Annotated in this window: 32 protein-coding genes; 18 read left to right on the top strand and 14 right to left on the bottom strand. The window is 44.5% G+C overall.

What is annotated here, in order from left to right; all coding sequences use genetic code 11:
* Positions 1–23 precede the first annotated feature (23 nt).
* The 3 genes from NWE96_04360 to NWE96_04370 all read left to right on the top strand — a co-directional run bounded on the left by NWE96_04360 (position 24) and on the right by NWE96_04370 (position 1,853).
* Complete coding sequence (locus NWE96_04360) at positions 24–290, top strand: hypothetical protein (GenBank protein MCW3983209.1); 267 nt, start codon at positions 24–26, stop codon at positions 288–290.
* Positions 291–391: 101 nt separating this feature from the next.
* Entirely contained in the window at positions 392–1,186 is a 795-nt protein-coding gene (locus NWE96_04365; GenBank protein ID MCW3983210.1) for a site-specific DNA-methyltransferase, read from the top strand.
* 40 nt (positions 1,187–1,226) lie between these two features.
* A complete protein-coding gene (locus tag NWE96_04370) occupies positions 1,227–1,853 on the top strand; it encodes a hypothetical protein (protein MCW3983211.1) in 627 nt (208 codons plus the stop codon).
* 458 nt (positions 1,854–2,311) lie between these two features.
* Here NWE96_04370 and NWE96_04375 read toward each other — a convergent pair whose 3' ends face one another.
* Entirely contained in the window at positions 2,312–2,974 is a 663-nt protein-coding gene (locus tag NWE96_04375; protein MCW3983212.1) for a hypothetical protein, read from the bottom strand.
* A gap of 315 nt (positions 2,975–3,289) precedes the next feature.
* A complete protein-coding gene (locus tag NWE96_04380) occupies positions 3,290–3,550 on the bottom strand; it encodes a hypothetical protein (GenBank protein MCW3983213.1) in 261 nt (86 codons plus the stop codon).
* Between the two features lie 31 nt (positions 3,551–3,581).
* On the opposite strand from NWE96_04380, the gene NWE96_04385 reads away from it, so the two are divergent.
* From NWE96_04385 to NWE96_04395, 3 genes are all read left to right on the top strand, one after another.
* Positions 3,582–3,713, top strand: a complete 132-nt coding sequence (locus tag NWE96_04385) for a hypothetical protein (protein ID MCW3983214.1) — start codon at positions 3,582–3,584, stop codon at positions 3,711–3,713.
* Between the two features lie 585 nt (positions 3,714–4,298).
* Positions 4,299–5,186: a hypothetical protein gene (locus NWE96_04390; GenBank protein ID MCW3983215.1), complete on the top strand. Its 888-nt coding sequence runs from the start codon at positions 4,299–4,301 to the stop codon at positions 5,184–5,186.
* A gap of 80 nt (positions 5,187–5,266) precedes the next feature.
* The gene (locus NWE96_04395; protein ID MCW3983216.1) at positions 5,267–5,755 is read left to right on the top strand and encodes a hypothetical protein; all 489 of its coding nucleotides are present in this window, start codon (positions 5,267–5,269) and stop codon (positions 5,753–5,755) included.
* A 26-nt stretch (positions 5,756–5,781) separates the two neighbouring features.
* Here NWE96_04395 and NWE96_04400 read toward each other — a convergent pair whose 3' ends face one another.
* Together NWE96_04400 and NWE96_04405 are read right to left on the bottom strand one after the other, a co-directional pair.
* Positions 5,782–6,246, bottom strand: coding sequence for a type II toxin-antitoxin system VapC family toxin (locus tag NWE96_04400; GenBank protein ID MCW3983217.1), 465 nt, complete (start codon positions 6,244–6,246; stop codon positions 5,782–5,784).
* A complete protein-coding gene (locus NWE96_04405) occupies positions 6,246–6,491 on the bottom strand; it encodes an AbrB/MazE/SpoVT family DNA-binding domain-containing protein (protein ID MCW3983218.1) in 246 nt (81 codons plus the stop codon). Before NWE96_04405 ends, NWE96_04400 begins: the two co-directional genes overlap by 1 nt.
* A gap of 108 nt (positions 6,492–6,599) precedes the next feature.
* Here NWE96_04405 and NWE96_04410 point away from each other — a divergent pair, with 108 nt between their 5' ends.
* Positions 6,600–7,070: a GNAT family N-acetyltransferase gene (locus NWE96_04410; protein MCW3983219.1), complete on the top strand. Its 471-nt coding sequence runs from the start codon at positions 6,600–6,602 to the stop codon at positions 7,068–7,070.
* Here the strand turns inward: NWE96_04410 and NWE96_04415 are convergent.
* A complete protein-coding gene (locus NWE96_04415; GenBank protein ID MCW3983220.1) occupies positions 7,067–7,777 on the bottom strand; it encodes a hypothetical protein in 711 nt (236 codons plus the stop codon). The genes NWE96_04410 and NWE96_04415 overlap by 4 nt on opposite strands.
* A 327-nt stretch (positions 7,778–8,104) precedes the next feature.
* On the opposite strand from NWE96_04415, the gene NWE96_04420 reads away from it, so the two are divergent.
* The 3 genes from NWE96_04420 to NWE96_04430 all read left to right on the top strand — a co-directional run bounded on the left by NWE96_04420 (position 8,105) and on the right by NWE96_04430 (position 11,359).
* On the top strand, positions 8,105–8,719 hold the full coding sequence (locus NWE96_04420; protein ID MCW3983221.1) for a hypothetical protein: 615 nt from the start codon (positions 8,105–8,107) through the stop codon (positions 8,717–8,719).
* A gap of 137 nt (positions 8,720–8,856) precedes the next feature.
* Positions 8,857–9,354, top strand: coding sequence for a hypothetical protein (locus NWE96_04425; GenBank protein MCW3983222.1), 498 nt, complete (start codon positions 8,857–8,859; stop codon positions 9,352–9,354).
* A gap of 133 nt (positions 9,355–9,487) precedes the next feature.
* On the top strand, positions 9,488–11,359 hold the full coding sequence (locus NWE96_04430) for a carbohydrate-binding domain-containing protein (protein MCW3983223.1): 1,872 nt from the start codon (positions 9,488–9,490) through the stop codon (positions 11,357–11,359).
* A 193-nt stretch (positions 11,360–11,552) separates the two neighbouring features.
* Here NWE96_04430 and NWE96_04435 read toward each other — a convergent pair whose 3' ends face one another.
* The 4 genes from NWE96_04435 to cbpB all read right to left on the bottom strand — a co-directional run bounded on the left by NWE96_04435 (position 11,553) and on the right by cbpB (position 15,194).
* Entirely contained in the window at positions 11,553–12,278 is a 726-nt protein-coding gene (locus NWE96_04435; protein MCW3983224.1) for a polyphosphate polymerase domain-containing protein, read from the bottom strand.
* On the bottom strand, positions 12,275–12,913 hold the full coding sequence (locus tag NWE96_04440; protein MCW3983225.1) for a lamin tail domain-containing protein: 639 nt from the start codon (positions 12,911–12,913) through the stop codon (positions 12,275–12,277). The genes NWE96_04435 and NWE96_04440 overlap by 4 nt, the downstream gene beginning before the upstream one ends.
* A gap of 40 nt (positions 12,914–12,953) precedes the next feature.
* Positions 12,954–13,619 carry a DUF4956 domain-containing protein gene (locus NWE96_04445; protein ID MCW3983226.1) on the bottom strand — a complete coding sequence of 222 codons (666 nt, stop codon included), beginning with the start codon at positions 13,617–13,619 and terminating at the stop codon, positions 12,954–12,956.
* Positions 13,620–13,919: 300 nt separating this feature from the next.
* Complete coding sequence (gene cbpB / locus NWE96_04450) at positions 13,920–15,194, bottom strand: peptide-modifying radical SAM enzyme CbpB (GenBank protein MCW3983227.1); 1,275 nt, start codon at positions 15,192–15,194, stop codon at positions 13,920–13,922.
* Positions 15,195–15,465: 271 nt separating this feature from the next.
* On the opposite strand from cbpB, the gene NWE96_04455 reads away from it, so the two are divergent.
* From NWE96_04455 to NWE96_04465, 3 genes are all read left to right on the top strand, one after another.
* Positions 15,466–16,062 carry a hypothetical protein gene (locus tag NWE96_04455; protein ID MCW3983228.1) on the top strand — a complete coding sequence of 199 codons (597 nt, stop codon included), beginning with the start codon at positions 15,466–15,468 and terminating at the stop codon, positions 16,060–16,062.
* An 87-nt stretch (positions 16,063–16,149) separates the two neighbouring features.
* Positions 16,150–16,695, top strand: a complete 546-nt coding sequence (locus NWE96_04460) for a hypothetical protein (GenBank protein ID MCW3983229.1) — start codon at positions 16,150–16,152, stop codon at positions 16,693–16,695.
* Between the two features lie 312 nt (positions 16,696–17,007).
* Entirely contained in the window at positions 17,008–17,175 is a 168-nt protein-coding gene (locus tag NWE96_04465) for a hypothetical protein (GenBank protein ID MCW3983230.1), read from the top strand.
* Positions 17,176–17,381: 206 nt separating this feature from the next.
* Here the strand turns inward: NWE96_04465 and NWE96_04470 are convergent, their stop codons facing one another.
* Together NWE96_04470 and NWE96_04475 are read right to left on the bottom strand one after the other, a co-directional pair.
* The gene (locus NWE96_04470; GenBank protein MCW3983231.1) at positions 17,382–18,503 is read right to left on the bottom strand and encodes an FAD-dependent monooxygenase; all 1,122 of its coding nucleotides are present in this window, start codon (positions 18,501–18,503) and stop codon (positions 17,382–17,384) included.
* A gap of 11 nt (positions 18,504–18,514) precedes the next feature.
* Positions 18,515–18,997 carry a flavodoxin gene (locus tag NWE96_04475; protein MCW3983232.1) on the bottom strand — a complete coding sequence of 161 codons (483 nt, stop codon included), beginning with the start codon at positions 18,995–18,997 and terminating at the stop codon, positions 18,515–18,517.
* 113 nt (positions 18,998–19,110) lie between these two features.
* On the opposite strand from NWE96_04475, the gene NWE96_04480 reads away from it, so the two are divergent.
* The 4 genes from NWE96_04480 (at position 19,111) to NWE96_04495 (ending at position 23,253) form a co-directional block, all read left to right on the top strand.
* Positions 19,111–19,596 carry a winged helix-turn-helix transcriptional regulator gene (locus tag NWE96_04480; GenBank protein MCW3983233.1) on the top strand — a complete coding sequence of 162 codons (486 nt, stop codon included), beginning with the start codon at positions 19,111–19,113 and terminating at the stop codon, positions 19,594–19,596.
* An 80-nt stretch (positions 19,597–19,676) separates the two neighbouring features.
* Positions 19,677–20,570 (top strand): hypothetical protein, encoded by an 894-nt coding sequence (locus NWE96_04485; GenBank protein ID MCW3983234.1) that lies wholly within the window; start codon positions 19,677–19,679, stop codon positions 20,568–20,570.
* A 126-nt stretch (positions 20,571–20,696) separates the two neighbouring features.
* Positions 20,697–21,761 (top strand): ketol-acid reductoisomerase, encoded by a 1,065-nt coding sequence (gene ilvC / locus NWE96_04490; protein ID MCW3983235.1) that lies wholly within the window; start codon positions 20,697–20,699, stop codon positions 21,759–21,761.
* A 133-nt stretch (positions 21,762–21,894) separates the two neighbouring features.
* The gene (locus NWE96_04495; GenBank protein ID MCW3983236.1) at positions 21,895–23,253 is read left to right on the top strand and encodes an SLC13 family permease; all 1,359 of its coding nucleotides are present in this window, start codon (positions 21,895–21,897) and stop codon (positions 23,251–23,253) included.
* On the opposite strand, the gene NWE96_04500 is transcribed toward NWE96_04495, so the two are convergent.
* From NWE96_04500 to NWE96_04510, 3 genes are all read right to left on the bottom strand, one after another.
* Positions 23,250–24,002 (bottom strand): HesA/MoeB/ThiF family protein, encoded by a 753-nt coding sequence (locus tag NWE96_04500; GenBank protein MCW3983237.1) that lies wholly within the window; start codon positions 24,000–24,002, stop codon positions 23,250–23,252. The two genes, NWE96_04495 and NWE96_04500, sit on opposite strands and share 4 nt — an antisense overlap.
* Before the next feature lie 128 nt (positions 24,003–24,130).
* The gene (locus NWE96_04505) at positions 24,131–24,487 is read right to left on the bottom strand and encodes a hypothetical protein (protein ID MCW3983238.1); all 357 of its coding nucleotides are present in this window, start codon (positions 24,485–24,487) and stop codon (positions 24,131–24,133) included.
* A 201-nt stretch (positions 24,488–24,688) separates the two neighbouring features.
* Entirely contained in the window at positions 24,689–25,072 is a 384-nt protein-coding gene (locus NWE96_04510; protein ID MCW3983239.1) for a PRC-barrel domain-containing protein, read from the bottom strand.
* A gap of 155 nt (positions 25,073–25,227) precedes the next feature.
* Between NWE96_04510 and NWE96_04515 the strand changes: the two genes are divergently transcribed.
* Complete coding sequence (locus tag NWE96_04515; GenBank protein MCW3983240.1) at positions 25,228–25,470, top strand: hypothetical protein; 243 nt, start codon at positions 25,228–25,230, stop codon at positions 25,468–25,470.
* The last annotated feature ends 11 nt before the right edge of the window (positions 25,471–25,481 follow it).

The following is a 25,481-nucleotide window of genomic DNA, read 5'->3' on the forward strand; positions in this document are numbered from 1 at the left end:
CACATTAAAATATTGTGACCATATTGGAAATATTACATACAGCAGACATGGTTAAAGTGGTAAAAACAATTGATGTGGCAAAAACGTTAAATACACATACCACATCTAAACTATTGGAGAAATTACTGGTGCAACGAAGAAAAGAAGTCAATACGCGCAATGTAGTTCTCAAAATAGAAACATACAACCGCCTTGACAGGTATAAAGTAAGACTAATAAGCGAAAAAGGAAATTCTAAGCTAACGTTTGATGATGTGTTAAACGACTTATTAGATAACATTAAGGCATAAAACAGGAGAGATGGCAAACGCAAATAGAATATAACCACATTTACTCAGAAGATTGTCTCACATTCATGAATAGGCTTAATAAGAAAATTTTTAGTGTGATAGTGACCTCTCCCCCGTACAACCTAAGCAAAAAATATTCAAAATATAAAGACGATAAAGAGCGAAACGAGTATCTAACATGGATGGGAAAAGTTGCTGAAACTGCTAAAAGTGTTCTAAAGGATGATGGCTCATTTTTCTTAAATGTTGGTGGAAGACCAAGTGACCCGTGGCTCGAATTTGATGTGGCAAGAGAATTTAACAAGCATTTTGAATTACAAAATGTAATCCATTGGATAAAACATATTTCCCTGCCTAAAGATACATCAGTAAAAACCCATAGTCTTAATGGCGATATGTCTTTTGGGCATTTCAAGCCAATAAATACCAATACTTACCTTAACCAATGCCATGAATATATTTTTCATTTTACCAAAAACGGGAAAGTCCAGTTAAACAAATTAGCCATTGGTGTACCTTATCAACATAAAAGCAATGTTACACGATGGAAAGAGAAAAGAGACTTAAGGGATAGAGGTAACGTTTGGTTTATACGTTATGAAAATAAACAAGGTGGTTTTTCACCAATTCTACATCCAACTATCTTTCCAGAAAAATTGCCTTATCTTTGTATAAAGTTGCACGGAGTTAAAGAAGATACCGTGGTGTATGACCCGTTTATGGGTATTGCTTCGACTGCTTTGGCATGTTTAACTTTAGGTGTCAAATTTATCGGTACAGAAATTGACGAAAAATATGTAACTATAGGTAATAGCAGGATTAATGAGAGGTTAAAAGAGCTAAATCAGAAAAAAGAAGATTTTTTTGCAGAAAAAGGTAGCTCTGAAATTTCTTAAGCAGTAAATGTTTTATATACATTCAACAAATTGCTACGTTATGCAGACAGAAGATAAGCCTTTAGACTTGGAAAGCGTTTTTTTGCTCCATAAAAAAGTAGGTCATATATCATTTTCAGAAGTAGTTTCAAAATCTTGTAAATTTAAAATTATACCAATAGACAAAAACTCACCTGAAGATAAAGAATTAGTTAGACATTTAACTCTTTCATTAAATAATTTTCTAAAAGTCGCTGGAAAAGCTGGACAAAGATATACAGGAGCAAGAATAAATGACATTGGAAAAAACCTTGAAACACAGATTGTTGAAGAAATAAAGAAAACACCCTTAGAAATATCGAAGTTATCCTCAAGTGGGTATCCTGATTTTGAGTTAAAGCAAAAAACGAGAGTTAGTTATCTTGAGATTAAAACAACAGGTAACGTCCATAAAGATTTGACACAGCATCGGATGTTTTATTATTCTTCAGGGAAAAAAATAAAATCAGATGCAAGGCATTTACTTTTACAAATACAAATGGCAGAAGAGCAGAGGGGTTATTGGAAGTTAGTATCTTGGGAAATCCGAGACTTATCCTCTTTAATGGTCGAACTGAAAACCGAGTTTAACGCTTCGTTTCATGATTTTGGTGCTACACCCCTTTTAGCTTCATCTGAACCAGCTTAAGTAACGTCATCAACCGAAAAGTAACAGTCTCATTGAACGGCAGAATAAACCTACCGTAACAGAATCGGAACAGGTTATAATAATTTAAGATAGCTGATCCGTCGGTAAGTGGCCATCGCATTAATCTTTAAGTTGTTTAGGTTTTCAGTTTTCTGTAAATTCTTGGTTTTAACTAGAGACCATTTTATATTGAATCAGTAGAAATGCTCTTTGATAGTAAACAACGGACATATGTGAATTTCTTGCAACGACAACTAATATATAGCAAAAAAGTTTCTCAAAAAATTACTTATCACGGGTAGTTTGATACTCCAAAAAAGAGGTAACCCTTCTTTTAAATAAAAAAGGGGTTATGCGGGTGATATCTCCCTTGCTTCGTGGGTTCAAGTCCCACCCCCGCCACCAATATGATAAAATAACCAGAGGGTTTACGAAATCGGGTGATGATCAGGAATTTGCTATGTTACAAATCCGATTGCGAGATCAGATACTTCTTTTCCATTATCGAACATTTTCCAGTTTCCTGTGAGTTCAGGTAAGCGGTTTCTAGCTTTTTGAAAAGCAGCAGTCAAAAGCATTGGCTCATATTTTCCCCTTGGCCCGTAAAATAGGTAAGTATAAAATAAAGTTGAGAACATGGCGGAGTGTTCCCAATTAGTCTCCCTCACTGGCGCAATACAATATCTGCAACCTTCTTTAGATAATTTATTTATCAAATCCTTATGACCTGCCCCACATGCCGACAGAATAATTAAGCAGGGTTTTTCAGAACTAGGTCTGTCTGACCAGATATCATCCAGATCTTTTAAATAAAACGGACTATTTCCAGCCAACAGAATTGTTTCGCCAGTCTTCTCATCTTTTCCACCATGAGCTGAAATATGTATGGTATAGGTAAGTGAATACTTTAGCCAGTCCCTTAGGTTGGTCAAACCATCTTTTGCACTACGTGATTCTCTTAGTTTGTGCCAAACAGGTTTCTGCTTTGCAGCAACTCTTTGTCGATTCAAGATATTCATATATTCTTTGACAAATTTTCCTTCAGAGCATTTTTCATATTTTTTTACGGTACAATCAATTATAGTTAATCCTTCGCGGATTTTTTCCCGAGTGGAAGTCATGACTATACCCTTTCCTTGAGGTAATCCTGAAGGCACATTAATAATTTTCTAATAAATTATTTTGCCAGAATTAATCAGTAGCGGCTCTCATGTTCTTTTCCCCCTTCAACAAAAAATCACAATATTCGTTTTCGGCTATGTGGATTCCCCATATTATAGATCTCAATTTCTTCGCACACGCCACCCTGAACCTGAGTCCAAATTACAATATAATCTGAATCCTTTCACGCCCCAAACCAACGTGATTCCCATAAATCAGCCAAAGCTGAGCTCTGGGTTCAACCTTGCGGAAGGGCGTCTCCAAAATTAGGGGATTTATGGGAAGTCCTTGTGAATCGCTGTCCCCCCTGCGGGTGCATGGACAGTAAAGTTGCCAAGGAGGGCTTCACCTGCAGACATGTTGCCCTGTGTACCGCAAAAGTAGCCGATGACTACTTTGTAGGATTGTCCATTCGCTAAACTTGTGGAATAACGGTCTGAGGGGTGATTGACAAGGGTAAATGGGTAATTTGGGCTGTCAATGCGGAATGGGCAGTATCCCAATAAATCAAGGTATGTCTCAAAGCCAGTTTGCATATTAATGAAATACATTCCATACGGGATCGATATGGAGGAATTGCAAACAGAAGCAGTGCTTACAACCCCTGATACGGTTACTCTTTCATTATTCAAGACTGACAAAATCAACGAAGCGCCGGCAACCTGCCTACTGCCAGAGGCAAAAACCGTAACGGTATAGTTTCCAATTGGCGTAGAATCAGGAACATTAATGTATAATGTACTTGTAAAATTTGACGCGCCAGCAGCAGGCCTAAATTTACAAGTCACGTTGCTCGAGCTAACCTCACCACTTAACGTTATGTTCTCACTATCCCCAATAGAATTCACTTCAAATTGTATTCGGGAGCCTTCTCCTCGCAACGCATAGATTTGGCGTTGAAAGCTGAGGCTAATTCGTGTTGTGGCTAACTGGTTTAACTCGTTGAGCAGAATCAACGCACCGCCAACAAGCGAAAAAAGAAGTAACATTATAACTATAGAAGCTATAGCGATTTTTCTGTGCATGTTTGAGTTGCTAATCATTTGCTTTATTCTCCTGATATTGTTCCAATAGACCGAGGGCCCCTTTAGTTCTACTCATGGAACAAAATCAGGTTAAACGTTCCAAAACTGGAACAGTCAACTCTATTGAATCACTGGCTTTCGCGGGTTCAAGTCCCCCGTCGCCAAAACTTGCAGTCAAGAAACTATGCTTGGCAAGGAATGTGAATAAGAACGCTTTTAACCAGAAGTAATCCAACAATTAACTATGCTATGGGGTAAGGTGCGGAAAACTGAATTAGCAGTTACATTGATTCTAACGATTAGTTTTCAACTTGCCCTATTGAACTTGGCGACTGCTAACCCGTCAATACCGCCTGATATCCCAGTGGTTGTTACAGTACCAAACATTCAAATCAACGCTGAAATTTCACAATCAAATGAAGCTTACGCAACGGTTGACTCAATCTATCAAACAACAACAGTTTACAAGTTTGGTGACACATACAATAACGGCTCAATAAGGATGGCATACAACAGAATCGATGCTTACTATCCGGTACCGATTGACAGCAAAAATGTTCAAGTAAAGATGGATGGCGAAGACCTCAATTGGACATATAGGGATAAAGTGTTTACTCACCTTTTTGATTCTGACTTGCCAAACATTAACTGGTCAATATCACCAGTTCCTAACACTTTCTCACTATCAACACACTATGAAATTGAAGTCCCAAAAACAACTCAAGCCAACACACATTTGGGAACTTATGCTTTGGTTATCCCCGTAGAATCACGCTATGGCTTAGATGAAATAAGCGGAAATTACTCTGGTTATTCTTGGGTTGGTTGGAGTTCAAATTCGTCGGCACATGTTAGAATAAAAATCGACCCCTCTTTTAGTAATCTTCATTTGTATTCAATCAATAACCTTGGAATTTTAACCCAACTTGAATATCGCCTTTTAAATGGGAATTTAGCAGAAACCCAAATACAGTTAATTGGCAGTAATCGTCCTTTTGGTTTGGTTCTAACATTTGATAAACCCCAAGAATCACCATTGCAACCTATGCTTACCCTGATAATAGTTTCAGTAATAATTGTGTTGTTGGCTATTCTTGTGTTGATTCTAAGAAGACATCGAAGAACACAGTTTAGCCTAAAATGGTAGTAAGCATTTCACTTTTCATCATGGCCGCTCGCGTTCAATGGCGATAAAGTTAAGAGGGTTTGTTTTGAAATGTTACTGTTATGAGTGCGCCTCAGGAACTAGAAAAAACCGCCATGACCTTTGTTGCGGATGCGGTTGAGTTTGAAAAACAAGGCGAAACCCAAAAAGCCATCGCCCTCTACAAGAAAGCCATAGACCGCCTCAACAAACTCGTCGAACGATACCCCGACCACGGTTTTAGCAAAATATACCGCGACCGCGCCGACCTCTACCAACAACGCATCACCGCCCTGCAAGCCGCAAGCGCCAAAGCAGAAGCCGAAGCCAAAGCAGCGCCTGCCCCTCAAGAAGTCGCCGCCCCAAAACCTGAGCCCCAAGTTGACTATATGCCGATTCTTATGGAAATTAACCGAAAACTCGACGACTTAACCGCCTCAGTAGCTCAACTCAAAGACGACGTGGTAAACCTCAAGGTAAACGTTAATGATGCTGCAGCTAAGACGGAGTTAACGCAGAAGGAAGCAACTGAAATCAGAAACCTCCTGTACTCAATTAAGTACGACAGATAGGCATCAATTTCCCGCCTGCATAGAAACTATTGTTTCTTTTGTATGAACTCTTTCGGAGTTAAAACTTTGCCCTTAAGGTTGGGTAACCTGTCGAAGTGGTCTTTGTTTTCAGTAAGCAGAATATCGCAGCCTTCAGCTAAAAAACATGCGGCAATTGCTACGTCTTGGTATTCTATAGGCTGCCCTTTTGAGATTAGGTATGCGTTTAGCTCAGCAACTATTTTGGCGACTTCCCCGTTCAAGGGCACCCAGCGAAATTGGTCAAGCACTTTTTCTGCTTTTTTGATGGCTGCTGAATAATCCCTTCTTAGGTATGATCCTGTCAAGATTTCTGAGACGCTAACGGTGCTTATGAAGGCGTTGTTGGTGCTGGTTAATTGTTTGCAGAGGTTAATTACCTCTTGTTTTCCTCGGTCTACATCTACGATTATTGAAGTGTCAACCAACACAGTTTTGATGTCTTCTTGACGTTTCTTGCTTTTTGGCACCATTAGGGCACCAGTCCAAGTCGCTTGAATCGACTAGTTGAGTCGCTACGGAGCGCTTTTAGGGTCTTTTCGAAGTCGTCAGGTAAAAAGTCAGTGCAGTTTTCCCATGTCTCATTTGTTTTTTCGATAACTATCTTTTTTCCTTCCACTTTCATTTTTACCCTGTCGCCCTCCGCTATCCCTGCTGCTTCACGGATTTTTTTTGGTATGGTGACTTGTGAATGTCTTGTTACTGTGACCGAAGTCATGTTTTTCCCTTAATATTTACTTGTAACTGTTACTAATAAATAATTACTACAATATTGTAGGAAAAGCAGCTGCAACAAATTTTTATCTTAACATCAGCAATAAAGGGTATGGCTCACGAGAATTTGGTTGCCATCAGCAAAGTTAACGCAGAGACATTCAACGAATTTTTAGGCTTAATTGATAAGCTTGCCGAGTACGAAAAACTTGCACCCCCAACTGGCGACGCCAAAGAACGGCTACGCAGAGATTGCCTCTCAGAAGCCCCAAAATACAGCGCCTACCTCGCCCAGTTCGGCGGCAAATACGTCGGCTACATCATCCACTACTTTACATACTCAAGCTTCCTTGCGCTGCCCACCCTGTTCATCGAAGACATCTTCGTCTTAGAGGAATACCGCGGGCGAGGGATCGGCGAGAAAATGTTTAGCTTCCTCAAACAGGTTGCTAAACGTGAAGGCTGCGGAAGAATCGAGTTCACGGTGCTTAAGTGGAATAAGTCCGCGCAGGAATTCTACGAAAAAAACGGCGCTAAACGCTTAGAGTGGTACCTTTATCGCTTGACAAAAGAAGACTTTTAATCCGTGGGTCGCGCGGCTTTTCTTTGCAGCAGCGTGTTGATGGAGTCTATGAGAGCTTCGCAGGCAAACCATCTCATCTCCAACGAGCCATCCGTCTCCAATTCCGAAACCTCCCTCTGACAAGCTTTAATCTCTTTTAGAACAGGTTCCCGTTTTCTCTCAAAATCGTCCTGTAGCTTCTTTTTTTGAGCGTTAAACTCCAGCAGCGCCAACTCAAGCGCCCTTTGCTTATCCGCTATTTGTTGGGCTATATCGAGTTCTTTTTGTTCTCGGCTCTTCTTGGATATGCCGTGGAAGAAGCCTGTTTTCATTCGGATAACTTTTTCCTGTTCCCGTTTGAGGTTTTCAATCTGGCGGTTGAGACGTTTGATTTCGTGGTTTTGTTTGGTTTTGATTGCGCCTGCCAGGGTGGCGTATTGGGTGTTGATTTGTTGCAGGTTGCTTTTGTGGTAGGTGAGGGTTTTGATTTTTTGGTCTATGGTGGCTTCTTTTTGTCGTCTCTCTTCGAGTTGGATTTTGATGTTTGCGAGTGTGTCGGTGCGTTCCTCAATGTACTGGTCGTCTGGGGTGATGTTTGGGTGCGCTTCAAACTCTGCTAGCACGGCTTCTACGTTTGTGCGCCAACGGTCATAGTGGTCACTGAAGGGGGTAGAGGCAAATTTTTGGTTACCCAAAGTGTGCAACCGCTTAAGTGTGGCTTCGGTCACTTCCTGCTCGCTTGTCAGTGGCTTTTGTTGTGGAAGCTGCCGATGGGGTAAACTACGTTTTCGCTCTTTCTTCCGTTCTCGTAGCGGTTTACGAAATTCCCTGCCTTTCGGAGTCTTTATTCGAGGCGGATAACCCATGTAATCAGATTGATTTCTTGAAGTATTTAATTTATGCCTAAAAATCACTTTGAACTGGGCAAAGGTTGCTTGACTGGTTGTAATATGTAAAAATTGGGAATATAATTGCAAGGGGACTAAACCAGTTATATAGCGACGCCGAAGTGGAGTATAGAGAAACCCGACATCAGAAAGGAGAAACAAAATAACATGTACATCCAAGAAATAGAAACCCTGCTCGCAATAAAAATCAAAGACGCAGAACCAATGCTCGACATCATGGGTGCAGACCGAAAAGTCCTCCAAGTCGCAACCCAAGATGCAACAAACTACCTCAAATTCGTCGCCGACCCAGCAAACCAAAACAACGACGCAGACTCCATGGGTCAACTTCCAAGCTTAGACCGAGCAGAAGTAGAAGCGTTTCTATCTTTCTACACAGGCCTTTGGCTAAAGAAATGGAAAGAACGATTCAACCTCCTCATCGGTGGAGGAACAACCAAAGCCGCCCAAACCATCAAAACCCAAGAGGCACTCGCCAAAGGTGAAGCAGTCTGGACTAAACTTGCCTGCAGAGACGAATTAACAAATCTCGTTGCCTCTGCATTGATTCGGAACGGTGAAATCTGCGGCACCGCAATCATCGCAGAAAACACCATCAAAACGGTGCTCGCAAAACACGCAGACCAAGACATCAACACCAAAGAGCAAACCCTCAGTATACTGAGCGAGTCACTTCGCAGAGTAACTGAAATCGCTCAACGGCATGGTCCACTGGTTTCAATTAAAGTTGAGAAAAGCTACTATTGCCAAATGAGCAACTAACCTCTCCTTAAAGTTCGCTGAAGCCCTGAGGGTGGCAATCTGGTTAGGTGTAGGGTGCCAGACCCATCCTCAACTCCAGCAAAAAACGGTTTTTTCTTGGGCAATCTAAATAAGTCTTAGATGCGGCGTCAGGTGGTATGAAGCCGATTTGTCAGGTCTGCGGCGGAACCTACCGCGGCATTGCGCTCTCCACAGTCAAAGACGGAAAACAAGTCGAAGTTTGTCCCTCCTGCTACAAAACCTTGGACGCCCAGTACCGAAAAAACAGCTGCTTAGCCTGCGTATTTTTCCACGTTGGCAACTGTGAACTCTTCGGCACCGAACTAGACGAGCCATACGTGCAAAGCGCAAGATGCGAATACTTCACAACCAGCACCGACCCGTCAGTGGTGGCGGCGGTGAAGGAAAAAGCTGACACGGCACGCAAAAAGACCAAAGAAAACGCCCACCCCCTAACGCTTGAAGAGCTAATCGCAGAGATGGGTGAACGAGGGCAAATTTTGACCTATTTCTGCTGCCACTGCGGCGGACCTCTCAAGGTGGGCGGTAAACAAGAAATCCAAAAAACCTGCCCCCAATGTAAAAGGGACCTCTCCGCTATCAATTTAACAAAGTTAATCAGTCAACACCTTTAGTTTTCCTTGTTTTTTTAAGGGATTTACGAAAATTTTTTGAGTTGCGGAAGGTGTAAAAATGGGTAGATTTGGGTATAATTCTGAAAAATCCTTTTAATTAATTTCCCTCTTCTCGGTGCAGTGTTGGACGAGTATGCCTAGCAAGAAGCTAATCCTCTCAATTATCTGTATATGCCTAGTTTTATCTATCGTTGCATATCAAGTGCTTAATACACAGTTACAAGCTACAAACGCCACGAATTCCCCCAATGCCACGACGAGCCCCACATCCACTCCAACCAACGCCCCAGCATCATCTGGCAGCTCTACCAGTACACCCACACCGACCTCCACAAGTTCAAGCAGCTCTGGAACAAGCACAAGTAACACCGATACTTCAGGAAACGCAGCTATCCATGAAGATTCTGCCGATTACGTTTGGAACTCTTCTGAGGTTATCGACATAACTTTTAGTGGGACTTCGGTAACCTCTAACTCACCCAACATCTCAGTTGATGGTGCAAAGGCAACAATCACCGCTGAGGGTACCTATAGGCTCACTGGCGCGTTGAGTAATGGACAAGTTGTTGTTGATAGTCAAGGCACTGGTACTGTTCGGCTCATTTTAGCGGGCGTAGATATAACTTGCTCTAACAGCGCACCCCTCTATATTCTAAACTCTGAGAAAACAATAATTATCCTTGAAGCAAACACCCAAAACCATCTAACCTACACCTCAAGCTCAACAACCGAACCAAACGCAGCACTCTACAGCAAAGACGACCTCACAATCTACGGCGACGGCACACTAAGTGTCACATCTACATACAATGACGGCATAACAAGTAACGACGGCCTCATCCTCAAGAGCGGTACCGTCACAGTCAACGCCCAAGACGACGGTGTGCGAGGCAAAAACTACCTCATTGTCGAGGGCGGAAAAATCACTGTAACAGCGGGAGAGAACGCTTTCATCTCAGACAACACCGCTGACTCCACCAAAGGTTACGTTTCCATGTCAAGCGGCACAGTAACCCTCACCTCAGGAGGAGACGCCATCGACGCTCAAACCGACGTCATCATCTCAGGTGGGCAGGTCACCGTTACCTCTGGTGGCGGAAGCAGCAGTAGTTTAGCTTCTGGCATTTCTGCTAAGGGAATAAAAGGTGTTGTTAGCATCGTCATCGATGGCGGAACCATCAACGCAAACTCAGCAGACGACGCCCTCCACTCCAATGGAACCATAACCATCAACGGCGGAACCCTTTCAATTTCAACTGGGGACGACGGTATACACGCTGACTCTGCTATAACCATCACAGCTGGAACTATAGATATAACCAAAAGCTACGAAGGCATCGAAGCCGAAACAATCACTATCAACGGCGGAACTATATACCTTGTCTCAAGTGATGACGGCATAAACGGTGCAGGCGGAAATGACCAATCCGGATTTGGAGGGGGCCCCGGCGGCAGAGGCGGTGGAGATGCTTTTATGAATTCAGGTAGCTGCAACCTCTACGTCAACGGCGGATACATCGTAGTCACCGCTGCAGGCGACGGCATCGACATCAACGGCGCCATAACCATGACTGCCGGATCCGTAATCGTCAACGGTCCTACATCTAACAACAATGGGGCGCTGGATTTCTCTTCCTTCAAGATGACGGGCGGCTTCCTTATCGCGGTTGGCAGTTCAGGCATGGCGCAGGCGCTCAGCACTACATCCACTCAATGTAGTGTGCTGGTGAATTTCCAGAGTTCATACTCAGCTGGAACCCTCATAAGCATCCAGAGCTCAAGCGGCACCGACATCGTAACCTTCAAGACCTCAAAGCTGTTCCAATCCGTAGTCGTCTGTTCGCCAAAGCTAACTCAAGGAACCACATATAACGTTCTCGTAGGCGGAAGCTCAACTGGCACACTCAAAGACGGCGTCTACTCAGGCGGAACCTACAGCGGCGGCACCCAATACACCAGTTTCACCATAACCAGCGTGGTAACCTCGATTGGCGGAAGATTCTAACTTTCATTTTTTCTTCATGGTCTTCGTAACTATGGCTCAAGTTTTTCCTAAAAGGGCAAATCCGCTTTTTATAAGGGGCGGGCGGGTCCTCAGAGAGCAACAAAACTTTCGTTATGTTGACTTTGATCTTTCTATATATAAGGGAGGGGAGGTAGTTCAAGAGAAGTCGCGTGGTCCGCAGACATGTTTAAGCTTATTGCATTCCTGTTTGGCAGAGTTGCTGGTTTCTGCATATCACAAACTTTCCAATCGCCAACTGCGGTCTAATTGTGTTCGGAAACAGTCCACGAATGTAGTTTGGGAGTACTTCGTTGTATTTTACCTCCAAAATTATGTTCTGCTGCTCCAGAGTGGGCAACCCAACTAATGTTTCGTCAAAAAACTCTTTGTAACCAAAAGAAGTCCGCATTTGTGTATCAAAAGTTACCCTCACGTTTCCCACTGGGTGTATGTAGGCTTCTCGCGCGTATTCTACGATGACAACTGGGCGCATCAGGTTGCAGCGTGTTTCTAAAAAGAAATCTCTGAGCAACTGATTCTCGGTGTTAGCGAGAAAGCTGAAGTCTTTAGCTATTAATCGGTCTGCGTCTTCGCGGGTGATGCGGGTGCTTTCTTTTAGCATGTATGCGCCGATTTTTGTTTTTCTCTCAAACTTTATGAAGTCGTCGCTGTGATTGTAGATGCGAATTCGGTACTTTTTGCGCCGATACACTCCTGCCTCTTTATCGTTTAATGCAGTGTCATAGAGGTCGTCGAAGTATAGGCTGCGAACGTTGTAGTGACAGTGACCGTTAGAAATCATATGCGGGTCAGGTTTGAGTAGAGTGCAGAGTTTTTTCTGTAAAACTTGGTATTCGAATGGGTCGATTTCGTATTTGAGTTCATGTCTTAGGCAAGGCTTCTTTTCTGACGCTATCATTGGGTTCTGCCTCCGCAAATTTTCCCTTTGAAAACCACAATGCAAACTGCAAACGCTCCAACTGCAACGATGACCAAAACTATCCCTGTATCAGCGGTGAACAAGGACGAGCTTGAGTTGTTAGCTGCGCCCGGCGTTGGGTCTGTGATGTATGTCCAGTTTGAGTCGCCATCCACCGTTCGACCATAAGAAATATCCGCAATCTGTTCGCCAAAGGTGACGGAATCCATCAGCGAGCCATCTGTTGCGTAGAGTCCGATGGTTTCGCCGTCGCCATCTAACTTGAAATTGGTATGTAACCCGCCTAACATGACATCGGCGTCTGCCCAGACAAGCAGGTATCCATGGGCTTGGATTACTGTGTCGTTGGGGAATTGCCATCGGTAGCTGGTGAGGTTGTCGGTGAGGAACATATCGCTTAAATCAATCGAGTAATCGGCTGTGTTGTATAGTTCAATCCAGTCCGTATAGTTGCCGTTGTCGTTCTGTACGGTTGATTCGTTGATAGCCATAAACTCGTTGACGACCACAGTTGTGGAAGAAGCGCCGCTAACCGCAGACCCAGAAGTTGAAAATGTTGCAAATAAAAATGCTGCACCAAGAATTGCAGCGGATGTCTTAGTTAGGGTTTTCATTTTTTCCACGCTCAGGCATATTTAAGGAAGCGATTCTGGGTTATGTGGAATCCGAGGTGTAACTAACTATGGATGCATCTTTTACTCCTTTGATTTTTAGGAGTTCATCCACCTGGGGCACCTCTTTGCTGCTCATGCGAACCTCACCCATCAACTCTACGCCATCCGCATTTACGGTTCGGGAGCGGATTTTGTGTTTAGGCAGGGCTGCTTGAACAGCATTTTCGGCTGCGCTTGTGTAATGCACTACAAGCAGGTATGGGTCTGGACCCCGGATTTTTGTGCGCTCAAGAACAACCAGCATAACCGCGATGACCGGTACACCGATTATGGCGACGATGTATAAGCCTGCGCCACAGATTATGCCAACAGTTATGGTCCAGAAGGTGAAGACTATGTCTTTGGGGTCTTTGATGGCGGTTCGGAACCGAATTATGCTCAGTGCGCCGATCATGCCCAGAGACAGCGCGACGTTGGAGCTAATCGGCAACACAACCAGAGTCACAACTAAGCCCGTTAAGACTAGGCCTATGTTGAATTGCCGGTTGTAGACGACGCCTTTGAAGGTTTTTCGGTAAATGTAGAAGATGACTAGGTTTATGAGAAAAGACATCACAAGCGCTATGACTACTCGGTCGACTGTTAAGGTCTCATATGTAGCTGACGGCGTTAGGAGATCTGTAAGCCACTGTTGTAGGTCTGCCATTCTGAATCCCTGTTTTTGTTTGCGAAACAGGGTTGTGCTATATAGATTAAATAGATTTTACAGAATTATACCCAAATTCCTTCAAAATCAGTCATAAGCGTTGGAATAATCGTTTTTGGGTGATTTTTGGTTAACCTTTAAATTTGGCTTGTTAGTGCTTGGTTGATGGTGAGGAGAGCCTGTGAAAGCGGTTTGGGAGCCCCTCTCCCTTCTAATTGGGGTTTCCTGGGCCGTTGGAGTAGGAACAGACTCACCACTTCTCAATAATTAGCTGCAAGGTTTTATGGGTAGAAAGGAAGGTTAGCTGTTTTGAAGGTTATACAGCTCTGTTAGGGCAGATTTCTTTACCACAAACCCTACATCGCCTCTCGCAATTACCCGAAAAGCATGCAACGCGAGTTGCTTGTAGAATTCGCAGTAGTAGCTTTTCTGTAGCATCTTGGGGTCGGCTGTGTGCATTTCTGCGGGGCAGGGTGAACCGCACATGTTGCGGAACGTGCATGTTTGGCATTCCGTTATGTCATCGACGCTGCGTTTGGTTACTTTGAGGAAGTTCTGTGAAGCCGCGATTTGCTCGATTGGGTCGTTGAAGATGTTTCCGCCGTTGAAGTCTTCGATGCCTATGAATTCCCCGCACGGATAAGCGTTTCCATTGGCTGCAACTGCAAAGTATCTTCTGCCGCCGCCACAAGGTGAAATGTCACACATCATGACACGCGCCGAAGGCGCGATGATACCCAGCAAGATGTTAGCGAAGTCTGCGACCACAATTCTTTTGCCCGCTTTTGTTAGGCGTATGGCTTCTTCGGTTGCACCTATGAATGCTGCAGCGGCAACCGCAGGGTCAGGCCTCAGCGCGTGAGCACTTTGTTGCGTACCGCGAACGGGGTTCATCAGGCACAACGTTACCCCTTTGCTTTGCAGTAACCGTACCATGTCTGTTAATTGCCCAACATTGTATGTGGTCATAGTAGTTACAACGTTTAAGCCTCTGTAGCCCCTCAACCATTCCAGAGCTTTCATTACCTGTTTGTAGTGTCCTTGTCCCCTTAAGAAATCATTAATCTCCTCAACCGGCGAATCCAAAGAGACGCCCACGTTAACTTCATATTCCTTGATGAAGTCTGCGTCGCATTCTGTTAGGGCTAAACCATTTGTTTGTATACCAAAGAAGACTTCTTTGTGGTATTCTCTGATGATTTGGAATAAGTTTTCTTTGTTAAGCAGCGGTTCGGTTCCGTGAAAGATGACTGAGCCCTTCTTGTTTTGGCTTTTGAAGAACGCGGAGGCTTTTTCTACGATAACTTTGAGTTCTTGGTAAGTCATGTTTTTGCCGCGACTTTTGACTTCTTTGGGCAGGTAGCAGTAGGGGCAGTTTGCGTTGCACATGTCGGTTGGGTTAACGTAGAACAGGATTAGGTCGGTGTTGTAGCGGAGTTCTTTCATTTCGGTAGCGAGCTTTGTTTGCATTTGGTTGTAGAGTTGTTCTAGTTTGGTTGTGTCGCCTGTGCCCCAAAAGTTTGTTTGGGGGTCTATTTGGAATTCTGTTCCGTCAACGGTTATCTTGTCGAACATTGATTGGTTAGCGCTCCAAAAAAAGGGTTAGAAGGGGGATTCGTCACTTTGCATTACGTAGTGAGTGAGTCCTGCCCCTTTATACTTGCATTCTAGTCGGTAACTTTTGGTTTGCATGGTTGTTGCGGTTTTTTCCATGTGGTTTCCCTGTGTGGGGTTTGGTTTGTTTTAATTTAAGCCTTACCAACTGTATTACATATGTAATACTAGGGCGAATGCTTTTATCCCCACTCCGCCAATGAAGCCCCTAAAACACACTGGAAAGAACACTATGATCCTACAAAGACAAAGCAAAGCAAAACAAGTCTCCATAATGGCCATGACAGCAGCACTCTTCGCAATATTCTTCTACCTCTCCAAACTCATCTCACTCCCCACCTTCACCTTCCTATACCTCCCAATCATCCTACTCGGCGTCATCCCCATCTGGTTCGGTTGGAGCGGCTTAATCGGCAGCATGATAGGCGCATACATCGGCGGCGTCTACGTCGAATCACTCCCCCTCCACCTCGCATGGGTCGAAGTCACAACAGTCATAATCATCTACGCCCTAAACTGGCTCCTAATCCCACGATTCGCCGCAGAAGCAAAAACCCTAAAAGGCCTCATAGTCCTCGGAAGCGTATACGCCCTTTCACTGTTAGTCGGCACAATCGCCATACTCTGGCAGTTCGTCGCAGTCGGATTATTCCCAGCAGAAATCGCTTGGCCCCTCCTGCCCGGAACCTTTGCCCTCAACTTACCCATCGTCGTCATCGCTTGCCCAGCCTTGCTAAGGGCAATTTCACCACGACTACGCGCTTGGGGCGTCTATACTGGCAGCTTTGCCGAGTGGCGCGCCAGAAAAGCCACACCCAAACCCCTCTAACTCTTTTTCCTTTTTTCCTGCCGTAGCTTCGGTTGATGGTAACGCTTTTATGTTATCGGTTGCCTAAGCGTCAATTGGTGCCCATTAATGAAGTTGCGAATCATTAAACTAAGCCTTGAGCAATTCACCAATCTACTCCAAGGCAAACCTTCGCCGTTTGCAGGTAATCTGCCAAGCGACTTTGAAGTTTTAGATGCTAAAGTTGACCTTTTCTCAAGGCAGGTTTCGCTGGTAGTTAGAAGTGACAGCTTTGAAGATGCTTCAGAAACCCTCCCGATACCTGAACTCACTGTACCAATTAAATCTGAGCAAAAACCAGCCGCCGCCCCCAAACAAGTACTCTCAGCACCAAGAGTTGAACCCAAAGCCGAACCCGCACCCCCACAAACAAAACCGCTAATCCCCACCCCAACCCAGCCGCCCCTCAGCCGCTACGCCGCCAAGATGGAAAACGAATTCAGCCCCGACCAACGAAAACTCCTCAGCTTTACCGTTAAAGAGGATGTTGTGGTGGTTAAACCGGTGACGTTTTTGAAGGCCGAGTGGGACGACATTAACGATGTTGTGCGTGGACTCGGCGGCAGATGGGTAAAGGGTGACATAATCAGTTACTGGGAAATTCCTCTCCAGTAAGAATGCCGTTTGTAATAGCTTTTGGTTTGTTGTGGCGGTTTTTCTTCTTAACCGCTTGTCCTTTAAATAAGGGAGGGGAGGTAGACGCTGAGAGACGGCGTGGTTTTCAGGAGATGGGACACCGCGTGAATAGGCGAGGTAAGATTTACAGACCGCAGTTCATGCCGCAAGGGCCGACGAGGTCATGGGTAAATTTGTTGTCCATGTCGGGTATTAGTTGCGGTTTGCACTTATGTATTATGTACATGGAGGAGGCGAAAAGTAGAAATCCCCTCAAACCTATCCAACAATAGGTAACTGGAGCAACAGTAGTTGAAAAAGAAAGAGAGTCTAGAAGTCAGCGAATCAGAAACATTCGCATCCTACGACGAGAAACTCAAAAACAAGTACGGCGACAACTGGCTGGGCAGGGGCAAATGTACGGGACTTGAGTTTAAGCGTTGGTTGGCGTTACGTGACAATTTAACTGAAATTCCCTGATTGATAGGCGAAATCGGGGTTAAACATGCCTTCTTGGCAGATGCTTCATGTTTTTAGTTTATAAAATAAGCAACAAGGCTTGGTACCATACTCAATGGTTGTTCCCTTTGCAGGATGGCATAATTGATTCTTTATCTGAAATGTAGGGTCAAAATTTGAACAGTCGTACCCAAGTTTATACTATAAGCATCCACATACTTCTCCAATTATGTAGGTAGCAGTATTATTTTTTCGGCTGGAAGAATCCTGTTGATTTGGTTTGAAATTATCATCGTAAGCCCGTCTTTTAACAAATTCGCAGATGACATGCTCTTTTCTAAGCTTTCATTTGATGCATACCTTTTGGTTTGTTTCTTTTCGTTAGCCTCCAGTTTTTTTAAAGTATTTTTCATAAGTCTTTGATAGTGTTCTATCGGAGATGAAGCTGTTTTTTCAGCAAACTTGATTGCTTTTACTGCTAATCGCCCGCTTAAAGCGGCTAGATCCATACCTACTCCACGGTATAAGTCAATTAGGCCTGCAGCATCTCCAGCTAGTAAGATGTTGTCTTCTCCAAGGAAGGTTGTTATCTTCTGGGTAGAGGCAAATCCCTCTTTTTTCACGATTTCACCCTGAAGTAAGTGTTTTTCTTTTATGTAATTGAAGAATCGGTCTGCATAATCTACTGCGTTTTCATTCGCCCCTGTTCCTATGACCCATTTTTCATCCTTCAGATAGACCCAGGCAAACATTAAGGGGCAATATTCTCGATTGTAATACATGTAAAGTTTGTTTGGGTCAAGGTTTCCTTTTCCTTCAAAATAGTAGTTTATTGCTGTCCCTAAACGGCTTTTTTCTAAAGACGCAGGGTTTATTTTGCTTCTTATTCCAGAAAGCATTCCGTCTGCACCGATTAGAAAACGTGTGGTGACTTGAGTAGACTTCGTATCTTTTGAAAGTGTTAGGTTTATTCTTTTTTGGCTTTTGGAAAAATCAATTAATGAGGTGTTATCTTGAAATTCTGCTCCTTCTTCGATGGCGAGTTGATTTAGCCAACTGTCAAAAGTTGAACGCCAAAAGTTAAGCATCTTCATTTTTCCCCCCAAGGTTTTCCCTGATGGTGTAATCATGTCCACTTTGTAGAGTTCATTCTTGCATAGTTTTTCTTTAGGAATTTTTTTACCTATGAGTTTTTCGAAGTATGGAAATTGTATTCCTGAGCAAGGTTTGTTTCTGGGGGTTTTGTATTTCTCTATTAGAAGGGTTTTGAAACCTTGTTGTGCACTGAACCTTGCGGCTACTGAACCTGCAACTCCGCCTCCTACTACGGTAACATCGTACTCTTCCAACATTATCGCCTTTATTTTGTTTTAAGTATAATATTCTTGGCCCATTCAGAGATTTTCTCTTTATTTTCTGCTAATTCCTTATTAACGTTGGTGACGGTTAGTTCGCTTACAAAATCACATCCAGGTATCAATTGCTTCAAAGTTGAGAAAACCCGCTCGGACGGAGACCCCAAGTTTGTACAAAAAAGAGCCACATGCTTTCCCGAGAAACTGTTCTCCTTTAGATATGTTCTTACAGCGGGGGCAATTCGCTTATTCCACATAGGCGTTCCAATAATAATGAGATCATAATCCTGAGGCGATTTCTCTATTTCAACAATTTTTGTTAATCTTTCTCTTGTTGCGTCATATCCACTTAGAATAAAACCAAAAAGGCCTTTCCTTTTCTTTTTATCAACTATTTCGGCGATGTCCGCGCCGATTTCCTGAGAAATCTGCTCTGCGACTAAACGCGTGTTACCGCTTCTTGAATAGTATATAACTAAAGATTTCATTAAAGCCAACTCGCTGTGCTGAAACGCGTCAGTAGGTTTATTTATTAAGCTTAGTTTAATATATAAACCGTGAAGTAGAGAAAAATCCACTTAGTTTAAACAAAGTGACTTACTTGGAAAAAATTTTTCAAAAAAAGGAAATTCACCTATTAAGGCAGAACCTCCAGACTATTCTGGAGCTATCTCAAGTAGTTGCAAGTAATACCAAGACTTTTGCAAATGTCTTGTCTTCTAATGGAAGTCTAAAACCTCAAGAGGCAAAAAAGTTCATAGATCACTATAAAGGTCTCTTGGGCGAAAAGGAGATTCTGATTCTACTTGCGATTTCAATGAATGAGGGTATGGGTTTCAATAGGCTTAGAACCATTTTAAAAGGGTCGATGAGTTCCAAAACCATTTCTGAGAAGCTAAAACGATTGGAGCAAGAAAGATGGTTAACCAGAACGATGGTCAATGATAGACCATTTCGGGTGTCATATTCGTTGACTTCTCTTGGGAGGAAAATTGCAAATTTATCGTCAGTTATTGGAATACTGATACTTTTCCCTGATGAACCAGAAAACACACCCAGTACAAACAAGCGGCTAGACAAGTGTTAGTTAATAAGTACTATTAATAGCAACATCCTACATACTATAATGATGAGCCTTATTGAAATCTGCATTATGTAGTGGAAAAAATGAAAACCAATGATCTTCGACGCTTCATCAAGACAACCGAAAAAATGGTTGTTCCATCCAAAGTTGCGTCCACAACCCAAGGAAGCGCTATGCTTCGAAAACTTCCTCTACGATTCCAACGATACATAGTCAATAGAGGCGCACGCACCAATCCATACATGAGTTTTGTAGTAGAACCGTACGCTGTGTTTCTCGCTTTTGAAGTCACCGATATTAAAGCAGCAGAGCAGTTGTTACCACCCAACTACAGCTTGTCTCCTTCAGCAATGTTTACTGACACCGACAAGCGAAAATGCGCAATAGTGAGTGCCTTTAATGTGCACACAAGCGTTTTTTGGGGTAGCCGCGTAGAGTTCTACTTAATCGCCGAGAACTGTAAAACTGGACTGCTCTCGTGGGTTATCATTGAGTACGAAAGCAATACCCATAGTTACGATCCAAAGCAGGGTTTTGTAGCTCCGAGCACCAAACATTCAGTAGTCACGACGTCATATCTTGGAGAGATCATAGTTGATGTGTTAAGCAACAGATCAGCTAACAGCCTTGTCTTAATAGCAGACCTAAAGAACGGGATTCTCAAAAAACTAGACCAGCGTCTGTGGGTCGAGGGAAATCTCTCAGTCGACTACGGCGGAGAACTGCAACAATGCACTAAACCGTTTAGTCTGGTTTTCGATCCAACCGAGATGGCTCAAGCGTTAAAGATTCCAATCGACGATATCTCTTTGTGTACGAATACCTTTGGGGCTGGTTTATTGAATCCAGATCCTTTCGAAGTAGCGTGTTTTCCATACGCTCAACACTTCGTTACTACGAGTGTTCCGACAGCCACTTCTATGCGGACTGCTGATGACCTTGAGCAGGCAGTTAATGAGATAAACAGAGCAAGATGAATGCGCCTGAGGAGATGGGCTGTAAAAAGTAGCACACTTAAGGTTTGTTGATTATTATTGCCGTTCCCAGTGAGGGTAATTCTTAATTAGCCCCTCTGCTAAATGGTTGGCTGAAGGTACTTAAATATGGTGAAAATGGATTTCGGTGGCGTCCAAGAAGACGTCATCACCCGAAAAGAATTCACAGTGGCAAAAGCCCAAAAAATCCTCAAAGACGAAGTCGTCGTCTCCTTGGGCTACGGAATACAAGGCGCAGCTCAATCATTAAACATGCGAGATAACGGCATAAAAGTAATCATCGGACAAGAAAAAGAAGGCGTATTCAAAAAAGAATGGGATAAAGCAGTAGCAGACGGATGGGTTCCAGGCGAAAACCTGTTCCCACTCGAAGAAGCAGCCAAAAAAGGCACAATCAAAATGTTCCTACTTACCGACGCCGCGCAGAAGGCAGTATGGCCAAAAATTAAAGCCACCCTCAAAAAAGGCGACGCACTCTACTTCAGCCACGGATTCAGCATAGTCTACAAAGAACAAACAGGCGTCATCCCACCCAAAGACATCGACGTCATATTGGTCGCGCCAAAAGGCAGCGGCACCAGCGTCCGCCGCAACTTCGTCGACGGATCAGGCATAAACTGCAGCTTCGCAGTCTTCCAAGACGCCACAGGCAAAGCCGAAGACCGCGCCAAAGCACTCGGCATCGCCATCGGCGGAGGATACCTCTTCCCAACCACTTTCGAGAAAGAAGTCTACAGCGACCTAACTGGCGAACGCGGAACCTTAATGGGCGCACTTGCAGGCATACTTGAAGCCCAATACAACACGCTCCGCGCTAACGGTCACAGCCCAAGCGAAGCCTTCAACGAAACCGTCGAAGAACTCACCCAGAGCCTCATCCGCCTCGTAGACGAGAACGGCATGGACTGGATGTACTGCAACTGCAGCGAAACCGCCCGCATCGGCGCATTACGCTGGAAAGAACGGTTCCGCAGCGCAACTCAACCCGTGTTTGATAGTCTCTACGAGTTGGTTGCGGCAGGCGAAGAAACCCGCATCGTCCTAGAGAAGAGCAAGGCACCGGATTACCGTCAGAAACTCGCTGATGAACTCAAAGCGATGGGCCAAAGTGAGATGTGGCGTGCTGGCGAAACGGTCCGCTCGCTTCGACCTAAACAGGCAAAGAAAGAGTAAGCCCTCTTTTCTTTTACTTTTTGTTTAATTTATTTTTGTTTTTTAGCCATTACCTCATTGAGTTCTTGTTTGTTTGCGAAGTTAGTCTTTTATAGTTGAACGGTGCGCCTGCTTAGCTAATGCGAGGTTCCCTTTGGATTACGTTACCGTAGCTGCAATAGCGGTATTCGTTACGACACTATTTTTGATGATTAAGCGTCCAAGGGGCATTAAACTGGGTTACGCGGCAGGCATCGGTGCAGTAGCTTCGCTGTTGCTGGGCACGGTCAGTTTGGGGCAGGCTGCAGAGTCGTTTTTGCATATTTGGGATGCAGCGTTAGCTTTTGTTGGCATAGTGGCGTTTTCGGTGATTTTGGATGCTATGGGCTTCTTCAAATGGGCCGCCCTGCGTGTGGTGCGGTTGGCGAAGGGCAGCGGGGTGCGTCTCTACTTTTACGTGTCATTGTTGACGGCGGCGGTTAGCATCCTTTTTGCTAACGACAGCGCCGTTCTCATCCTAACCCCTATTGTTTTGGAAATTATCAGTGAATTAAAAATCGACGGCAAAGGCAGGTATGCATATCTCTTCGCTGCGGGGCTCATAGCCGACACAGCCGCCATGCCACTCATAACCAGCAACCCCATCAACATCTTAAGCGCAGACTACTTCGGCTACACCTTCATCGACCACCTCGTCTTTATGGCGCCAGTCGCCGTCGCCACAATCGCAAGCAGCATGCTTCTGGTGTACGTGTTTTTCCGCAAAAAGATCCCCAAAACCTACGACACCAAACTAGTCGACATAATATCCACAGGCTCCACGCCGATAAGCCGCCGTATGCTCAAGGTTTGCTTGGGCACTTTGGTGGCGATTGATGTGGGCTACGTTGCGGCTTCGCTTTTCAGGATTCCTGTGTCGGTGGTGATTTGTTCAGGTGCAGTGTTCCTTTTGGCGGTTTATTTGGCTGATCTCAAGGGTGAAGTGGTTCGAGGGGAACGCAAAGGTCTCGTTGGTTTAGCTAAGGACATCAACTGGGACATCGTGCTCTTTATGCTGAGTATTTTCTTTGTGGTCCAGGGCTTGACAAACGCTGGAATCACCCAATTGTTGGCGGATACATTGGTGTCCGCGAACTCGCTGCCTTCGGTGATGGGGATTATTGCGCCGAGCCTCGTGGTTACGGTTGGCGCAAGTTTCATGAACAACTGGCCCATGACCATCCTTGGCTTGATGTCGATTCACCAAGCAGCCGCAACCGTCACCTTGAGCAGCCAAGCGTTCACGGAGTTGGTTTTCTCCAACATCATCGGCAACAACCTTGGCCCCCACTTCTTCCCACTCGGCTCGCTGGCAATTCTGATGTGGCTGGAGACGATGAAGCGCAAAGGTGTCAACATCAGCCTGTGGAGTTACCTAAAGGTCGGGTCTGTCCTCTCCATCGTCGAAGTCGTGGTGGCGTCGGTGGTTCTTTGGGTTGAAGTAACCTACTTTGGATGGGTACTTCCGATTTAGCGGTGACAAACCTGACAGTGGGGGTTCTTTGGAAGCGGCACCACCGTAAAATCCATGTCACGGAAGTCGCAGACCAACAGTTTACCCGCCAAACTCGACCCAACTCCCGCGAGGAGCTTGATGGTTTCCATGGCTTGCATGCTGCCCATGATTCCCGCCGAGGCACCGATTATGCCAAAAACCCCTCCAGATTGGGGGTTGCTTTGGTGGTTGTGCATTGTGCACTCTAAGCAACCTGTTTCGGGCGGGTTGAAAACTGAGAGGTTGCCTTCTAAACCCATGACTGCACCGAAAACGTAGGGAATTTTAAGTTTTATACATGCTCTGTTGAGCAGGTAGCGGGTTTGGAAGTTATCTAAGCAGTCAACCACCACATCTACAGCCTTCAACAGAGATTCAACGTTATCTTCATCCACCTTTTCGGATACCGCTTCAATTTGCACCAGAGGATTTTGCTTGCGCAGTTTTTCGGCGGCGACCTCTGCTTTGTGGTGGTGGAGGTCGTTTGGGGTGTAGAGGATTTGGCGGTGCAAGTTAGGGGTTTCGACGGTGTCTTGGTCGATTAAGCGCAAGTAGCCGACGCCCGCCAAAGCCAGATAGAGAGAGCAGACTGAGCCTAATCCGCCCACGCCGACTATGGCGACACGGGATTTGGATAGTTTCTCTTGCCCAAAGGAACCTAATTCTTCTATCAGTATTTGGCGACTGTAGAATAGTTTAGCGAATTCTGCTTTGCCTGCTACATCCATCAATGCTCAATCCTGCTGGGCTGTATTTTGCTTTAACGTGAAACTGCCTATCATAGATTTCCCTTACCAACCTTTTCATTAAAATTGGTGATTCTGGGGCTTAACAGATTAACTTTTAGAAAAAAGGTTTAGATGGATGCTTCTTGTGAAAGATCAGCTTGAAGGACCTGGCGAGTTCTTTTTCGTAACAGCACCACCCCAACCACTCCAACAAGCGCCACCAAAACGACGCTTCCAACCGCGATCAACGTGTAGTCAGTTTGCCCCTCAACAGCTTGAGGGTTAGGTTGTCCATTCATTTCACCCGGAGAACCCGATGGCATCGGCATAGTCCCGTTGAAGTCAGGCCTGTTTCCGCTACCAAAATCGTATGGTCCACCAGAGGGCCTAGTCATGTTTCCGTTCCAGTTTGGCGGGGCGGTTCCGTTGAAGTCGGGCGGCTGCATCATTTCGCCAGATTGAGCGTTCACGGAGTTTATCGACAAAAGACATCCAAACAGAAAGATTGCTGCTGCAAGGGCTGTTTGTATTTTCTTGTTACCTTTTTGTGTAAGGAGCGAGTTTTCACTTCCACATTTGAGGAGTCAGGAGGTAGCTTTGGGGCGGATATAAGATTTTACCAAGATGTCTCCCAAAACAAAAACCACGGAAAAAAATTAATGGCAAAAAAGAAAAAAAGAAACGCGTTACGCGTATTTCTTGTCGTTGTAGCAGTACCAACGCTGATACTGTGGAATCCAAGTCAAGGGTTTACCACAAGTTTGGCAAAGTGGCTGCGAAGATGCCTGCTGCTGAACTGGAGCTGCGGCTTGAGCGGCAGGTTGCTGGTAGCTTTGTTGGTAGGCGATTTGGGCGACGGGTTTTAATATGATGAAGTCTGAAGCTGCTTGAACTTCTTCCCAAGCGACGTTTTGGATTTGTCCTTCGTCGTTTTCGACGGTCAAGGATATGCCCATTTTGCCGACTGCAAACGCGACATCCTTAACTTTACCAAGTAATCTGCCTTTTGCGTCTATGACTTGCATGGAAACCAGTGCATCTCTGGTTAGGGGTTTATCGTTTTCGCTCATGTTGATTCACTCAGATTCTGAATAGTTTGTTCCTGTTAAAAGAATTTTCTGTTCACCGACAAATGCTGCTCAAAGCAAGGTGGCAAGTAAACGGTGGCTTGTTTAGCAAGGGCTAAATACCCCCAAAACCTGTAGTTTAAGTGTAAGGTGTTTTTATGTCAAATATTGATTTATCCCAAGAGGCAACAGCGAAAATTAAACAAGCCATAAACGAATTCAAAAACTCCCTTGGAACATATTTTAAAGACAACACTATCGAAATTAAAACTTGGAAGTTCGCCGTAGAAAATAACGAAGCAGGCTACAGCATAGATGCCGCCGTTAAAATCCAAATAAAACCCAAAGAAAAATCTGCCGACCCCACCAAATCCACAAGCACGACTGAACTGCTAGGATAAAAGAAAAGCGA

The sequence above is a fragment of the Candidatus Bathyarchaeota archaeon genome, from assembly GCA_026014685.1.
Classification (GTDB): Archaea; Thermoproteota; Bathyarchaeia; order Bathyarchaeales; family Bathycorpusculaceae; genus Bathycorpusculum.

What these genes read in the sequence shown, in the direction of transcription:
- NWE96_04375 (MCW3983212.1), bottom strand. Translation starts at nt 2,974, where the DNA reads ATGACTTCCACTCGGGAAAAAATCCGCGAAGGATTAACTATAATTGAT.
- NWE96_04445 (MCW3983226.1), bottom strand. Translation starts at nt 13,619, where the DNA reads ATGGCAGACCTACAACAGTGGCTTACAGATCTCCTAACGCCGTCAGCT.
- NWE96_04440 (MCW3983225.1), bottom strand. Translation starts at nt 12,913, where the DNA reads ATGAAAACCCTAACTAAGACATCCGCTGCAATTCTTGGTGCAGCATTT.
- NWE96_04435 (MCW3983224.1), bottom strand. Translation starts at nt 12,278, where the DNA reads ATGATAGCGTCAGAAAAGAAGCCTTGCCTAAGACATGAACTCAAATAC.
- NWE96_04510 (MCW3983239.1), bottom strand. Translation starts at nt 25,072, where the DNA reads ATGAGCGAAAACGATAAACCCCTAACCAGAGATGCACTGGTTTCCATG.
- NWE96_04425 (MCW3983222.1), top strand. Translation starts at nt 8,857, where the DNA reads ATGAAGCCGATTTGTCAGGTCTGCGGCGGAACCTACCGCGGCATTGCG.
- NWE96_04370 (MCW3983211.1), top strand. Translation starts at nt 1,227, where the DNA reads ATGCAGACAGAAGATAAGCCTTTAGACTTGGAAAGCGTTTTTTTGCTC.
- NWE96_04475 (MCW3983232.1), bottom strand. Translation starts at nt 18,997, where the DNA reads ATGAAATCTTTAGTTATATACTATTCAAGAAGCGGTAACACGCGTTTA.
- NWE96_04395 (MCW3983216.1), top strand. Translation starts at nt 5,267, where the DNA reads ATGAGTGCGCCTCAGGAACTAGAAAAAACCGCCATGACCTTTGTTGCG.
- NWE96_04400 (MCW3983217.1), bottom strand. Translation starts at nt 6,246, where the DNA reads ATGGTGCCAAAAAGCAAGAAACGTCAAGAAGACATCAAAACTGTGTTG.
- NWE96_04410 (MCW3983219.1), top strand. Translation starts at nt 6,600, where the DNA reads ATGGCTCACGAGAATTTGGTTGCCATCAGCAAAGTTAACGCAGAGACA.
- NWE96_04485 (MCW3983234.1), top strand. Translation starts at nt 19,677, where the DNA reads ATGAAAACCAATGATCTTCGACGCTTCATCAAGACAACCGAAAAAATG.
- NWE96_04515 (MCW3983240.1), top strand. Translation starts at nt 25,228, where the DNA reads ATGTCAAATATTGATTTATCCCAAGAGGCAACAGCGAAAATTAAACAA.
- NWE96_04430 (MCW3983223.1), top strand. Translation starts at nt 9,488, where the DNA reads ATGCCTAGCAAGAAGCTAATCCTCTCAATTATCTGTATATGCCTAGTT.
- cbpB (MCW3983227.1), bottom strand. Translation starts at nt 15,194, where the DNA reads ATGTTCGACAAGATAACCGTTGACGGAACAGAATTCCAAATAGACCCC.
- ilvC (MCW3983235.1), top strand. Translation starts at nt 20,697, where the DNA reads ATGGTGAAAATGGATTTCGGTGGCGTCCAAGAAGACGTCATCACCCGA.
- NWE96_04385 (MCW3983214.1), top strand. Translation starts at nt 3,582, where the DNA reads ATGGAGGAATTGCAAACAGAAGCAGTGCTTACAACCCCTGATACGGTT.
- NWE96_04460 (MCW3983229.1), top strand. Translation starts at nt 16,150, where the DNA reads ATGAAGTTGCGAATCATTAAACTAAGCCTTGAGCAATTCACCAATCTA.
- NWE96_04500 (MCW3983237.1), bottom strand. Translation starts at nt 24,002, where the DNA reads ATGGATGTAGCAGGCAAAGCAGAATTCGCTAAACTATTCTACAGTCGC.
- NWE96_04455 (MCW3983228.1), top strand. Translation starts at nt 15,466, where the DNA reads ATGATCCTACAAAGACAAAGCAAAGCAAAACAAGTCTCCATAATGGCC.
- NWE96_04420 (MCW3983221.1), top strand. Translation starts at nt 8,105, where the DNA reads ATGTACATCCAAGAAATAGAAACCCTGCTCGCAATAAAAATCAAAGAC.
- NWE96_04380 (MCW3983213.1), bottom strand. Translation starts at nt 3,550, where the DNA reads ATGCAAACTGGCTTTGAGACATACCTTGATTTATTGGGATACTGCCCA.
- NWE96_04405 (MCW3983218.1), bottom strand. Translation starts at nt 6,491, where the DNA reads ATGACTTCGGTCACAGTAACAAGACATTCACAAGTCACCATACCAAAA.